At 67.1% G+C, this 13,829-nt stretch carries 12 protein-coding genes; 6 read left to right on the top strand and 6 right to left on the bottom strand.

Annotated elements, in window-relative coordinates:
* Nucleotides 1–161 precede the first annotated feature (161 nt).
* The 6 genes from P8T11_RS24110 to P8T11_RS24085 all read left to right on the top strand — a co-directional run bounded on the left by P8T11_RS24110 (nucleotide 162) and on the right by P8T11_RS24085 (nucleotide 5,177).
* Nucleotides 162–1,202, top strand: a complete 1,041-nt coding sequence (locus tag P8T11_RS24110) for an aminoglycoside phosphotransferase family protein (RefSeq protein WP_268079686.1) — start codon at nucleotides 162–164, stop codon at nucleotides 1,200–1,202.
* On the top strand, nucleotides 1,202–1,888 hold the full coding sequence (gene murU, locus P8T11_RS24105) for an N-acetylmuramate alpha-1-phosphate uridylyltransferase MurU (protein WP_268079687.1): 687 nt from the start codon (nucleotides 1,202–1,204) through the stop codon (nucleotides 1,886–1,888). Before P8T11_RS24110 ends, murU begins: the two co-directional genes overlap by 1 nt.
* A gap of 151 nt (nucleotides 1,889–2,039) precedes the next feature.
* Nucleotides 2,040–2,738 carry a DUF6776 family protein gene (locus P8T11_RS24100; RefSeq protein ID WP_268079688.1) on the top strand — a complete coding sequence of 233 codons (699 nt, stop codon included), beginning with the start codon at nucleotides 2,040–2,042 and terminating at the stop codon, nucleotides 2,736–2,738.
* A gap of 119 nt (nucleotides 2,739–2,857) precedes the next feature.
* Nucleotides 2,858–4,507, top strand: a complete 1,650-nt coding sequence (locus tag P8T11_RS24095; protein WP_268079689.1) for an FAD-dependent monooxygenase — start codon at nucleotides 2,858–2,860, stop codon at nucleotides 4,505–4,507.
* Nucleotides 4,504–4,731 (top strand): hypothetical protein, encoded by a 228-nt coding sequence (locus P8T11_RS24090; protein ID WP_050447522.1) that lies wholly within the window; start codon nucleotides 4,504–4,506, stop codon nucleotides 4,729–4,731. The genes P8T11_RS24095 and P8T11_RS24090 overlap by 4 nt, the downstream gene beginning before the upstream one ends.
* On the top strand, nucleotides 4,728–5,177 hold the full coding sequence (locus tag P8T11_RS24085; protein WP_268079690.1) for a MarR family winged helix-turn-helix transcriptional regulator: 450 nt from the start codon (nucleotides 4,728–4,730) through the stop codon (nucleotides 5,175–5,177). The genes P8T11_RS24090 and P8T11_RS24085 overlap by 4 nt, the downstream gene beginning before the upstream one ends.
* On the opposite strand, the gene P8T11_RS24080 is transcribed toward P8T11_RS24085, so the two are convergent.
* The 6 genes from P8T11_RS24080 to P8T11_RS24055 form a co-directional block, all read right to left on the bottom strand.
* Complete coding sequence (locus P8T11_RS24080; RefSeq protein ID WP_050447524.1) at nucleotides 5,174–5,500, bottom strand: 4a-hydroxytetrahydrobiopterin dehydratase; 327 nt, start codon at nucleotides 5,498–5,500, stop codon at nucleotides 5,174–5,176. The genes P8T11_RS24085 and P8T11_RS24080 overlap by 4 nt on opposite strands.
* Nucleotides 5,501–5,509: 9 nt before the next feature.
* On the bottom strand, nucleotides 5,510–6,157 hold the full coding sequence (locus tag P8T11_RS24075; RefSeq protein WP_268079691.1) for an OmpA family protein: 648 nt from the start codon (nucleotides 6,155–6,157) through the stop codon (nucleotides 5,510–5,512).
* Between the two features lie 162 nt (nucleotides 6,158–6,319).
* Nucleotides 6,320–6,928 (bottom strand): hypothetical protein, encoded by a 609-nt coding sequence (locus P8T11_RS24070; protein WP_268079692.1) that lies wholly within the window; start codon nucleotides 6,926–6,928, stop codon nucleotides 6,320–6,322.
* 12 nt (nucleotides 6,929–6,940) lie between these two features.
* Nucleotides 6,941–10,090 (bottom strand): T6SS effector BTH_I2691 family protein, encoded by a 3,150-nt coding sequence (locus P8T11_RS24065; RefSeq protein WP_268079693.1) that lies wholly within the window; start codon nucleotides 10,088–10,090, stop codon nucleotides 6,941–6,943.
* Nucleotides 10,087–11,124: a DUF4123 domain-containing protein gene (locus P8T11_RS24060; RefSeq protein WP_268079694.1), complete on the bottom strand. Its 1,038-nt coding sequence runs from the start codon at nucleotides 11,122–11,124 to the stop codon at nucleotides 10,087–10,089. Before P8T11_RS24060 ends, P8T11_RS24065 begins: the two co-directional genes overlap by 4 nt.
* Complete coding sequence (locus P8T11_RS24055; RefSeq protein ID WP_268079695.1) at nucleotides 11,121–13,820, bottom strand: type VI secretion system Vgr family protein; 2,700 nt, start codon at nucleotides 13,818–13,820, stop codon at nucleotides 11,121–11,123. Before P8T11_RS24055 ends, P8T11_RS24060 begins: the two co-directional genes overlap by 4 nt.
* Nucleotides 13,821–13,829 lie beyond the last annotated feature (9 nt).

Raw genomic sequence — 13,829 nt, 5'->3', positions numbered from 1 at the left:
AACAGCCCTTTTTGACGATGGAAATGCCTGGCACCGACGACAAAGAACCGCCGATGCTGGTGGAATCGAGCCGGTATTATAGAGAAGCCGCGCCATACGCCCAGCCTTATGTGCGCCGAACGCAAATTTCAGCAATATTGCCCTTCTGACACGGATCATCCTTGAAAAACGATCACGACCCCCGCCTGGCGCAGATCCGCAACTGGCTGGAGAGCCTGCCCGCCGCCTTGAACCTGGCCGTGGACTCGCTGCGCCCGGCCTCCGCCGACGCCAGTTTCCGTCGCTACTTCAGGCTGGACGCCGGCGAGCGCACCCTGATTGTCATGGACGCGCCCCCGGCCCACGAAGATTGCCGTCCCTTCCTGCACGTGGGCCAGTTGCTGGCCGACGCCGGCCTGAACGTGCCCCAGGTGCTGGCACAGGATCTTGACCAGGGCCTGCTGCTGCTGTCCGACCTGGGCAAGCAGACCTACTACCAGCGTATCCAGGCCGGCCTGTCCGACAGCCAGCTTCAAACGATGTACCGCGAAGCGCTGGCCGCGCTGGTCCGCCTGCAACAAGCAGCCACCACCGGCCTGGCCACCTACGACACGCCCCGCCTGGCCGACGAGCTCACCCTCTTTCCCGAGTGGTACGTGAACAAGCACCACGGCGTGGCGCTGGACGACAAGACCGCGAACGCCCTGGAAAAGATCTTCGCCCTGCTGTCGGCCAGCAATGGCGGGCAGGCGCAAGTGCTGGTGCACCGCGACTTCCATTCCCCCAACCTGATGGTCTGCGACCAGCCGCAATATGGCCCCAATCCGGGCGTCATCGATTTCCAGGACGCGCTGGCCGGCCCCATTACCTATGACCTGGCCTCATTGGTGACCGATGCCCGCACCACCTGGGAAGAGCCACAGCAATTGGACTGGGCCATCCGCTATTGGGAAATGGCGCGCGCCGCGGGCTTGCCCGTCGATGCCGACTTCGCGGACTTCCACCGCGCCTACGAATGGATGGGCTTGCAGCGCAACCTGCGCATCCTGGGCGTGTTCGCCCGCCTCAACCACCGCGACGGCAAAACGCATTACCTGGCGCACATGCCGCGCGTGAACGCTTACGTGCGCCAGGTGGCCCAGCGCTACGGCGTCTTCACGCCCTTGCTGCGCCTGCTGGACAAGCTGGACGACCGCCAGGTTCGCGTCGGGTACACGTTCTGATGCGGGCCATGATTCTTGCCGCGGGTCGCGGCGAACGCATGCGCCCCTTGACCGACCACCTGCCCAAGCCCTTGCTGGCGGTGGGCGGCAAGCCCCTGATCGTCTGGCACCTGGAACGGCTGGCCGCGGCCGGGTTCCAGGACGTCGTCATCAACCACGCCTGGCTGGGCCACGAGATCGAACGCGCGCTGGGCGACGGCAGCGGGTTCGGCGTGCGGATCCGCTATTCCGCCGAAGGCACCGCGCTGGAAACCGCCGGCGGCATCGCGCAGGCGTTGCCCCTGCTGGGCGACGCACCGTTCCTGGTCATGAACGGCGACGTCTGGTGCGACTGGAATCCCGCGCTTGCCCCGGCCCGGGCGACCAACGTGCCCGAGGGCGGCGCCTGGCTGCTGATGGTGGACAACCCCGTCCAGCACCCCGCCGGCGATTTCCGGCTGTCGCCGGACGGCGGCCTGCATGCCGACGGTGCCCCGCGTTTGACCTATGCAGGCATCGGCGTCTACCATCCCTCGTTGTTCGCGGATGTCCAACGCGGCACGGCGGCGCCCCTGGCGCCCTTGCTTCGGCAAGCAATGGGCCGTAACTTGGCGCGCGGCGCGCACCATGATGGCCGATGGACCGATGTCGGCACGCCGCAACGGCTTGCCGACCTGGACGCGGAGCTTCTCGCAGCGGCACGCTGACGCTCACATATTTCACAATATCAAGGTGCGCAACCAGGATTTTCCGCGCACCCAAGCACCCTGGCTAACGGGGTATTCTCTGACGCTTTGGCGCGCGCGGACACACTCGCGGCGGACAAGCACACACACAGGAAGTTTTCTAGGAATGGGGATGTTTGGAAGATCGCAACGGGCCGTGTTCAAGCCCTCCGTATACCAACCCGGTCAACGTACGCGGCGCCTGCCGCGCTGGCTTGTCCTGCTTCTGGTGGGAATTGCCCTGGGTGCGGGCGGCGTGCTCTTTCTGCAAACCAATTACGGTCCGCAACGCCTGACGGTTGAGCAATCCGAGTCCCTGCACACGGATCTGAGCGCGTCCAACCTGGAACGCCAGCGCCTGCAAACGCAACTGGAAGAAGCCACCCAGCAGCGCGACGCCAACAAGGCCGGCCATGAAAAACTGACCACCGAACTGGCCGACGCCCGCGCCAGGATCGACACGCTGAACAAGGAACTGGTCCTGTTCCAGGACGCCATGCCGCCCGACCCGCGCGGCGGCAATCTGGGCATCCGCTCGGCAAGTTTCAAGCGCGGCACCGGCCAACTCGGCTACCAGGTGCTCGTCATGCGCGAAGAACCGTCGGGCGCGCCCTTCCAGGGCACGCTCACGTTCGCCATCGAGGGCAACTACCCCAATGGCCGCGCCGCCACGATCACCCCGGAAGGCCCGGCACTGAACGTCGACCGTTACGATTACGCGCTGGGCGAGCTTACGCTGCCCGACGGCTTCAACCCCCGCGTGGTGGTACTGCGCGTGATGGACGGCAACCAGAAGCAGCAGGCAATGCGCATCTATAACGTGCGCAAGTAAGCGCGTCGCGCTGGCCCCGGAAACCCGCCTCGGCGGGTTTTTTTGCGCCCGCACAAAATCGTTGCGCACGCAACCTTTTGCGCATATAGTTGCGCAAACAACCAAATACCGGAGACAAGATGCCGCTCCCCTCGCACGTACCCGTTCTGATTGCCGGCGGAGGCCCCGTCGGGCTGACCTTGGCCGCCCTGCTGGCCGAATACGGCATTGCGTCCCTCACCGTGGAGGCTGATGACGACTATTGCAGCGGCAGCCGCGCCATCTGTATTTCGCGCCGCTCGCAGGAGATCATGGCGTGGGCCGGCGCGGACAAGCCACTGGTGGCCACCGGGCTGCCCTGGACCGGCGGCCGCAGCTATTACCGCGACCGCGAAGTGCTGCACTTCGAAATGCCGCACGACCCGCTGCAACGCTACGCGCCGATGGTCAACATCCAGCAGTACTCAATCGAGGAATACGCCCATCAGGCCATGCAGCGCCACCCGGACCTGGCGGCCTTGCAATGGTCGGCCCGCGTGGCCGGTCTGCGCGCCGACGCGGACGGTGTCACTGTCGACATCGACGCCGACGGTCAACGCCAGACCGTGCGCGCCGACTGGCTGATTGCCTGCGACGGTGGACGCAGCACCGTGCGCGAAGCCATGGGGCTGAAGCTCGAAGGCATGCAGTACGAAGGCCGCTACGTCATCGTCGACATCGAACAGGCATCCAGCCGCCCCGTGGAACGCCTGGCCTGGTTCGACCCGCCGTCCAACCCCGGCTCGACCCTGCTGATGCACCGGCAGCCCGGCAACGTCTGGCGGGTTGACTACCAGATCCGCGACGACGAAGACCCCGAAGAAGCCGTCAAACCTGAAAACGTGCTGCCGCGCGTGCAAAGCCATCTGGACATGATCGGCGAAACCGCGCCATGGAAGCCGTTATGGATCTCGGTCTACAACGCCAAATGCCTGACGCTGAACCAGTACCGCCACGGGCGCGTGCTGTTCGCCGGAGACGCCGGCCACCTGGTGCCGATCTTCGGCGTGCGTGGCTTGAATTCCGGCCTGGACGACGCCGGCAACCTGGCGTGGAAACTCGCCTGGGTGTTGAAAGGCCAAGCGCCCGACAGCCTGCTGGACAGCTACAGCACCGAGCGCGTCCACGCTACCCGCCAGAACCTGGCCTATGGCGCCAAGAGCACCGAATTCATGGCGCCGCCCGACTTCGGCTTTCGCCTGATGCGCGAAGCCGCGCTGCGCCTGGCGCTGGTGGATGACACCGTACGCTCGCTGATCAACCCGCGCCAATCCGCTCCCATTTCCTACGACGGTTCGCCACTGAACCTGACCGACGGCGCGCCGCAGGCCGGCCCCGCCGCCGCCCCCGGCCAGCCCGCGCCCGACGCGCGCCTGCATGACGGCGGCAAGCCCTGCTATGTCAGCGAGAGCTTCGGCCGTGGTTTCGTCATGCTGGCGGTGTCGCCCTCGGCATCGCTGGCGCGCGAACTGGACGCCCTGGTGGCCGATACGCAAGACGCCCCCCACCCATTACGCGTCCTGCGCACTGGCGATGGCGGTCTGGAAGATGCCCACGGCCAGTTGCGCGAGCGCTACGCCGCCGCCGAAGGCACCGTCATCCTGATACGCCCCGACGGCTATGTGCTGGGCCGCTGGGTCGCACCACAAGCCGCGCCACAAGCCGCGCCACAAGCCGCCCAACTGCGCGCCGCCCTGGCGCCCTATTATCCCTTGATCGCCCAGTCCACCACACAGGAAGGCCAAGCATGAACAACGACGAACTTGACCAGGTCTACACCCGCATGGCGCAGACGCTGACGCGCGTGGGGGAATCCCAGGCGCCGTTGTTTCTATCGATACTGGGCTTGTCGCTACTAAGCCGGCAGCCAGACGCTGCCACGGCGCTGGCGCTGCTGGCTGAAGCCGAAAGCGCCTGCCAGGGCGAAGCCGCTGTGGCAAACTATCCCGCCACCACTCCTGCCCGCCCAACGTGAAACCGCCTGCCCTGGAACGATTCCTGACGTATCGCCTGCACGTGCTCAACAAGATCACGGACCGGGACACGAATCGTGCCTATCTGGAAGACTGCGGCATCCCCCTGGGTGAAGCGCGCTGCCTGGCCGCAATCGGGCGCTACGCGCCGCTGTCCGTCAACGACCTGGCGCGCGCGGCGAATCTGAACAAGGGGCAGGCCAGCCGGTCGGCGCAGGCGCTGGTGGATCGCGGGCTGGTTGAAAAGGCGCTGTCCACGTCCGACGGGCGCGGCGTGGTGCTGACGCCTACCCAGGCGGGCACGGCGCAATACCAGCGCATCATCGACCTGATTGCGCAGCGCAATGAAGAGATCTTCGGCTGCCTGGACGCCAGCGAACAGCAAGTGCTGGGAGAGATGCTCGACCGCCTGATCGAGCATCTGCAAACCCAGGAAAACGACCGCTAGGCGTCGGACTTCGGCGCCGTGGCGCCCATCTGCGCAGCCGCTTCGTCCATGAACTGCGCCATGCGCACATCCAGCTCGGTCACCCCGCCCGCGTCATGCGTGGTCAGCGTCACGTCCACCCGGTTGTAGACGTTGGTCCATTCTGGATGATGGTTCAGCTTTTCCGCGAACATGGCCACGCGCGCCATGAACCCGAATGCGGCATTGAAATTCGGAAAACGGAAGCGTTTTTCAATCGCGTCGCGCATGGCCACGGCCTGCCAACCGGTCAGGGCGGCCACGGCGGTATCGGTGCCGATACGGGCGGGGGGAAGCATGCTCATGGCAAGGCCTTATTGCTTGACAGCGTACAGATAGATTTCCACGCGCCGGTTCAGCGCGCGCCCTTCGGCGGTGGCATTGTCGCCGATGGGATCGTTCGGACCGCGCCCTTCCGTGCTCATGCGGCCCGCGGCCACGCCCTGCTTGGCCAGGTAGTCCGTCACGCTCTTGGCGCGGTTGACCGACAGTGTCTGGTTATGCGCCAGCGAACCGGTGCTGTCGGTGTGGCCAACCACCTTGGCGCGCAATTCGGGATGCTGATTCAGTGAGCGCCCCACGCTGTCCAGCACGGGCAGCAAGGCCGGCTTCAACTGCGTCTTGTCCGTGTCGAACGACACGCCGCTGGGGATGTTGACCTTCAGGCTGCCATCGGGCATTTCGACGACGTCGATGCCCAAGGACGATGCGCCCGATTGCTGTACGTCTTCCTTGACGACCTTCCAGTTGTAACCCACCAGGCCACCCGCCACGGCGCCGATGCCGGCGCCGATGGCCGCGCCCTTGCCGTGTCCGATCAGCGCGCCGATGCCGGCGCCCACCGCCGCCCCCGCGCCCGTTCCCACGGCAGTATTGGTTTGCTGTTGCGTGGCGCAACCGGCCAGCAAGGCCCCCGCCGCCGCCACCACCGCCATCCGGTTGAGCATTGTTCTTGAGTTCATGGCAACCTCCACGATTCCTGCATGCGCCGGGTCATTCCGGCGTAGTCCATGCTAGCAAGGGCATGCGGCGCGACCCGCAACATTTTGTACTGGCAGCGGCCGGCACGCCCCCTGGGTTCAGCCCGCGGAGGCACGCCACGCAGCGCCACGCCCCGCGGCGTATCAGCCCCGTCTGCCGACCAGCATCGCCAAGCCGAACAACGCGCCCAGGCCGCCCACGACGGCCAGCGAGATCGACGGCTCGCGCATGTTCAGCGCCATTGCCGCCGCCGCGACGCCCAGCCCGGTGATGAGCGCCCCCACCAGCCGGCCGCCGGTGGAACCATAGAAATGGGTGCGGCGCGCGGGCTCGGTGCCGGCGGGCTGGCGCTGTTGCCAGGCGTTCAGCGCCTGTTCGAAGTCGCGCAGCAAGCGTTCGCGGCTGGGCAGGTCCACCGCGCTGACCAGCAGCGTGGGCAGGCCCGGGCGGATCAGTTTCAGGTAGTCGTCCGTGCCCCAGCTTTTCAGGTCGGCAAAGGCAATCGGCGCGCGCCGTGAAAACTCCAGGCCATCTGGCGTGACCTTGACCGCATTGCGCGTGGGAAAGCCCTTGAACGCCACCAGCGGCGGCACCAGCAGGCCCAGCACCGCCAGCACGATGGCCAGCACGATCGGCCCCCGGTTGAACACCACCAGCATGAAGCTGCCGGCCGCCAAGGCAAAGGCCAGGGGCACCGACAGTTGATGCCAGCGCGTATACACGGCCGCCTGGATGCCTTCGTTGCTATTCATGCTTGGACCCTGTCAATTTTCCACTCTTACAAGATTGGTGCCGTTGCCACCCACCGGCAGCGAGCGCACTTCCGGCATGCGTTCCGGGTCCGGCCAGAATTCCACCTTGAGAAACGCTTCGGTGAAGATATCGTCATCGACCAGGACCTCGGTGCGCAACACCGCGTAGCCATTATGAACTTGGAACTGGACCGAATCTTCCCACGGCTTGCTGGTGAATTCGATGGGCTGGCTGCGGTCCTTGCGTACCCAGCGCCAGATGTCGGCCCATCCTGGGCGCGAACTCAGGCTGTTCACATAGTCGTCCGCTTTGTCCATCCACGTCCTGGGGTCGGGCCGGCCAGCCACCATCTGCGCCTGCGACGGGGCGCGCGGCTGCAGCTCCGGGTCCTGCGCGCGCACCGAGCCCTTGCTGGACACCACGGCGGTAACGCCCGCGCCGCCCAGCTTGAGGCTGTAGGCATAGTCGCTGCTTTGGGTATAGCCGGGCATGACCACTTCCAGCACCAGCCGGTCGCGGCCCAGTACCTCGCCGCTCCAGAAGCCATACCATTGCAGCGACACACGCACGCCGAACACCGCGCGATTGAAGTCGTCCAGCTCGTCCTCGCGCGTCGCGTACATTTCGCGGCCTTCCACGCCTTCGAACTCCTCAGCCCGCATGCAGCAGCGCGTATACCAGACCTCGAGCTCGCTTTCGGTGGCGCTGTCGCCCCAGAACTTGAAGTACAGGCCAGCCACCAGCAGGCACAGCCCCAGCGCGATCCAGCCCCATACGGGAATGCCCAGCAACACCGTGCCGCCGCTGGTCAGGCCCACCATCGCGCCGCCGAAGCCGCCCGCGCCCGCCGCCACGCCCGCCGTGCTGAACGCGCCGCCCACCGCGATGACGGCCGTGGCCACCCCGGTCAGGCTGGACATCAACAGGAAGGCGGACGACGTTGCATAGGCGCCGCCCGCTTCGTAGTTGTGCACGTCGTACTGGTCCTTGGCGTTGAGCGCGTTGTTGGCGCTGTCCACGAAGGTCGCGGCCGTGGCGAACACCGCGCCCGCCGTGCGGAAGGTGGCCAGTCGCAGATTCAGCCGCAGGTTCATCGTGAACGCGGTGTTCGCGCCCACGCGCGCGCCGATCGCGCCCGTGGTGACTTCGATCGCCACACTGCCCACCCCCAGCACGCCGGTGGTGATGCCGAACCAGGCCTTGCGCTCCCGCTTTGCATCCGCGACGGCTTGCGCCGCGTTCAGCTCCGACACCGATGTGTAGATCGCCACCAGCGCCATCACACCCGTCGCGCCCGCGTAGGAGGCATCGCGCGACTTGGCGTACTTGATCAGCCCGGCCAAGGGCGACATGGTCGGCGCCGGCAAGGCCAGCACCGGCGGCGGCGCGGGCAAGCCCAAGGGCGGCGATGCGCTTGCCCCCGGCCGTGGGCGCGCCGTGGATCCGGCATTCGTCGACGCGGCATTCATCTGCGCATCCACTTCCTCTGGAATCACGTAGTTGATCGTGACCGATCGCGACGCCTCGGATTGCGTGCCGATCCACCCGGCGTTCATGTGCTGCGTCGCGCTGACGCCGCCGCCCGCGGTAATCGCCATGGATCGATTGTTCGGCTCCCAGATGATCTCGTGCATGTCCGCGATCATGCGCGGCACCGTGGTCGTGTGGCTGCGCACCACCAGCACGCTGTTCATGCGCGCCGCCATCGTCATCGACACGCGCGCGGCAACCCGTTCCGCGATCGGGTCGCGTGCCAGCGTCAGCCGCAGCAGTTGGGTTGCCATGAAGCGGCCGATCACGGTCGTGGCCGCCCGGGTTGGCGTCGGCAAGCCACGCGCCTGACGCTCCTTCAGCCAGTCGTTGTAGCTCCTGACCATCTTGCGCACGTTGGAGATCTGCTTGGACAGCTTGCCGCGCGCCTCCTTTTGCAGGAAGGCCAGCAGTTCGCCATCGTTCGAGGCCAGCCCGCGCCAGATCGCTTCGTACAGCCCGTCCTTGTCGTCTTCCTTCAAGGACTCATCAATGGCCTGGTGTTCGCCCTGCACCGCGCCCGCGCCGTCCACGCAAAGAGCAAGGTCTTCCTCCAGCCGCTGGCCCGCCACGGCGTCATTGGGCGAATACGCCTTCAGCGTCATCCAGAACGCGTCGCGGCCATACCACCAGGCCCAGTCCCTGCCCGCCCCTTCGATCAGGTCCTTCATGCGGTCGACGCTGGCGCGGTTGTCGCTGATGGTCTTGGTGACCTTGCTCATGTTGATGCGTTCGTGCATCCGCCGGATCTCATCGCCCGATGAGTCCATCTGCTTTTCCAGGCCCACGATGATCTGCGCCACGCCCACTTCGCGCAGCCGGGTCGGGTCCATGTGGTGCTCGGCCAATTCGCCCATGCGCTTGTTGCGCCACGTCGAAATGTCCGCCAGCATGCCCACCGGATCGCGCAGCGCCAGCACCACGCCGCCCTTGGGCGTCATCTGCCGCATCTTGGTCGCCATCTCGGCGGCCTTGCCGCCGAAGGTGGTCACGCCCGGGCTCAAGGTGTTGTTGAACAGGGTGGCGGCGCCGGCGGCATCGCGGAATTCGATGGAATGCGTGGCCAGGTTGGTGCCGTCTTCCGCCACGCGGTAGCCCGTATCCGGCTTGGGATGCCCGCCGCCCCAGACGGCGCGCGCGTCCAGTTCAACCATGATCTTGCCGCGCCAACGGTCGTTGCGCGTCAGTTCGCGACGGATGTCACGGGTCCACCACACGCGCGAATAGCCGACCCACACCGAGCGCGACGCATTGGCTGGCGCCTCGACGTTGATCAAGGCCGATTCCAGACCATGGCCTTCCCGCGTGCAGGTAAACGTGGGTTGCTCCGACGGACGGTTATCGTCGTCCACCGGCACTTCCTTCATCTGGCCCGTGGCGGTGGCCGCGAAGGCGCGCCACCCGTAGCTGCGGCGCGGGTCCCACACGTACACATAGCCCGCCGTGATGGCGCGCAGCATGTAGGCGCCCTGGCGCATGGTTTCGTAATGCAGTTCGGCGTCCGCGTACACGCCGTCGGGCAGATCGTTCCGGCCGCCCGGCACATACGCCACCCGCATCGGCAGGATCGGCAAACCCGGCCGGCCGCAAAACTTGCCCTTGCAGGGAAGCGCGTCGTAGTCAGTCGTCATGCTTGTCGATCCTCCCGTGCCTGCGCCTGCCGCGCAAACAACCGCCAATCCTCGTCATCCATGTCTTCGGCCGCGTTGCGCAAGCGGCCACCCTCTTCCTGAATCTCGCGCAGCAGCGCGGCAAACGACGGCGCGCGTTCCAGCGGTGCATCCAGGCGCACGCGCCAGGCCGCGAACAGCGCCGCGTCTTCCTCGTCGTTGATGCCGCTGGCGCTGGCCACATCCAGCGCGCGGCGTATCGGCTCCAGCGCCGACAGGCCGTAGTCCAGCCCGCCCGCGTTCAGCCGTTGCAGCACCGCGTTCACCTGGCCCAGGCGCGCCAGACGTGGCCAGTCCGGCGTGGCCGTCTGCATCGGGCCGGGCGTGTCCGGCAGCGCCTGCCAGCGTGCAAAGCCGTCAATGCACATCCACGCCGCGCCCGCGATCCACGTAGCCGGCACACAGCCCGCGTACAGCTCGCTTTGAAACTGGGTCGTGCGCGGATCCCAGAAGCGCAGGATGCGCATGCGCCCCTGTGCGTCGCGCAGCCGCGCGCGCAGAACAAGGCGCTGGGCCACTTCCGCCAGCGGCAGGTCGGTGGCCAGCCACGCCGACATCGACCGTGCACGCTTGACCGCCGGCGCGGGGCGCATGGCTTCGTCCACCGCCAGCCGGATGCTGGCATTGACCAGCCTTTCATACCGGATCTCGTCGGGCACTTCGGCCAGATACAAGGGCGGCGCGGATGCGCCCTGCGATATCAGGTCCACCGCGCGCCGCGCCAGGCCCGCCGTGGCGATCTCGTCAGCCAAGGGGTCGGCCAGCGTGGAGTCGCACAGCAGCAGCACGCGGCGGCTGGCGCGCGCGTCCAGCACCGCGCGCATGCCGGCAATGGCCGCTTCGACGGCAGCCTCCGCGCGCGCCGGCCCTGGCGTGGGGCCCGCAACCGCCTGGGCCTGCGCGTGGGCCGCATCCTTCGGGAGTACCGGATCCTTCGGGAGCGCCGGATGCACCGGATGCGTCGGATGGGTCGGGTATGCCGGGTCTATCCTCATGCCGCTAACGCCCCGCTGCCGGCTGCATCTTCCAGCGCCGCGGCGCAGCCTTCCAAATCGCCCTGCGGCGGCTGCGCCGGCCCCGAGCCGCTTTGCGGCCCGACCCAGCTATGCACGCCCGCCTTCAACTCCACCTTGCCCGGCGCGTGCAACTGGATGCCGCCGCCTTCGACGCGCAGGTAAGCGCCCGCCGCCGTGGCCAAGACCTTCTTGGATGCGTTCACGTCCACCGCGCCCTGCGCCGACACCAGCGTCACCGCCTTTTCGGCGGCCAGGCGCATGCGCGCCTTCTGGCTCTGCAAGCGCAGCTTGCCGCCCGCCGCGTGCAAGCGGATGCCTTGCTCGGCCACCGCGCGTCCGTTGCCGCCCAGGCCCTTGGTGAACAGCACCACGCCTTGCGCGACGCAGACGGCCAGGTTCGCGCCGGCCGCCCAGTTCACGTCCGGGGCCACCTGGCACAAGGTCGCGCCCGCCACGGTGTAGGCGTTGTGCGGCGTGTACTGGCCGATGCCCTTGGGCGCGCTGACCTGAATGTGCGGCAGCGTGTAGGCGGGCACTTGGGTGTCTTCCTCAAGCTTCATGCCTTCCATTACTTTGCGCACGGTCTCCAGCTCGTTGACCGCTTGCGTCTTGTCCTTGTCGCCGGGCAAACCCGCCTCCTGGCGGCCCGCCGACGCGGATAGCTCGACCGCTTGCTCGCTGGCCTTTTCCATTTGCTGGATGGCTTCTTCGCTGTCCAGCAGGCCGCCTGTCGCGCCCTCGCGCTTGTCGGCGCTGATCAGCAAGCCCTCGCCCGCGCGCAACGCCAGCGCTTCGCTGGTCGCCAGTTCCGCGCCATGGCCCAGGTCGGACAAGCGTTCGTTATCGCGCTGCTGCTTCAGGTGGCCCAGGTTCAACCGCGCCTCGGCCTGCGTGGTCGATGCGGTCAGGCGCGACTGGCCCGGCGTATCGTCCTGCACCAGTTGGTTGTAGCCGCCCATGCCCCGGCCGCTTTCACCCAGGGCCTGCGTCTTGAAGCCCGACATCACCACATTGTGCGCGTGCCCGTCCTGCGTACCCGCGAACCAGGCCGGCGCGTTGCCGGTGGCCTTGGCCGCCCCACCCTGCACCTGATTATTGGCGGCATTCTCCGTGCCCGCGCCGTTGTACAAGGCACCCACCACCACCGGGCGGTCGATATCGCCATGCAAAAACTGCACCAGCACCTCCTGGCCCAGGCGCGGGATGAAGTGCCCGCCCCAATCCGATCCGGCCACCGGCTCTGCCACGCGCACCCAGGTGCCCAGCGCGTCCGAGGCGGGCGCGTTGTCATCCCCGGCGGGATGCGCCTGCCGATTGCTGGACGCGCTGCCGCGCTGCCAATGAAACTGGATCTTCACGCGGTGGTCGCGGTCGGTGTGGACGGGGTCGTTCGCGCCCACCACCAGCGCGGTCTGGGCGCCGTGCACCGTGGGCCGCGGATGCAGCCGCGCCCCGTGGCCGTCGCGCGTGCTGGGCCGGTATTCCAGCGTGGCGGCAATCGCCTCGAACCGGTTGCGATAGAACTCCGCGCCGTCGTCCTCTTGCGTGCCGGCGGCGCCCAGCGCCTGCGCCACGGCCCGCCCCAGGTCTTCATCGAAGTTGTTGCGTGCCTCGTGCTGCATGCGCATCACCACGAAATCGCCGCCCTCGCCTTGCGACGGCGCCCAATGGCCGGTCAGGGTAAAGCGTTGGCCCGGCGCCAAGGTGCGCACCGTGCCCTCGCCTTCATACAAAGACTGCCGCACGCGCTGGGCAGCCAGCGCATTGTGGGCCAGGCGCTCGCCCTGCCCACCGTCTTCAAACAGGTATTGGCCGGGATAGTCCGAGTCAGCCAATTCCAGCGTGTTCGGCATCTTGTCATCGACCTGCGCGCTGGCCTGGCGGGCCTGCATGGCGCGATAGTCCCAACTGGCGATACGTACCGCGTTCGTGCGCCAGGCGCGCCGCTTGCGCCAGCCCTGGATGGTGTCCTCGGTTTCGGTGGCATCCGCGCGTTGGAACTTCACGCTGGGTTGCGCGCCGCTCTTGAAGGCGCCGTTGTGGTCGGCGATGACCACCGTATGGGTGCCGGGTTCGCCGTCGCCTGCTTCGTGTTCCACCCAATAAAAGAGGCCCTCTTCGGCAAGCAGCCGTTCAACGAAGGCGTAGTCGGTTTCGCGGTACTGGATGGTCAGGCTGCGCGTGGCGTAGCTGTCGCGGTCCTTCAGTTCCCAACGCCATTGCGGCGCCACCGCGCCCTGCCCGTTGTAGTCGCCAAAGACGCGGTCAACGATGTCGATCACGGACAGGTCCTGAAAGGCGAAGCTGTCGCGCCGCTGGCGCAGCAGCGCCAGCCACGGCTCGATGCGCAGCCGATAGCGCGCAAAGCCACCGTTGGCGCCTTCGAAGCGCGCCTCGGACACCAGCCCGCACCACACTCGGGGTTCATCGCGGCCCAAGGCCGTCTGCATGGCAACCTGCAGCGGTTGGCCGATCAGCGCCTTCAGCGGGATGTGCGCGTCATCGGACAGCGCATCCACGTGCAAGGTGTAGCCGCCATCGCTCAACTGCTCGGTGGCGTGCAGCCGTTCGGCCAGCAGCTTGTCCGGGCCCAACGGCGTGCTCAGGTCGAGCAGGCGATCGGCCTGCGTGAAGCCGGCTCCCAACAGGCTGGCGGCGGCAAGTTCGAGGGCCATGTCGACGTC

The sequence above is a fragment of the Achromobacter spanius genome (assembly GCF_029637605.1).
GTDB classification, from domain to species: domain Bacteria; phylum Pseudomonadota; class Gammaproteobacteria; order Burkholderiales; family Burkholderiaceae_B; genus Achromobacter; species Achromobacter spanius_E.
This window is presented reverse-complemented; position numbering and strand designations above follow the sequence as displayed.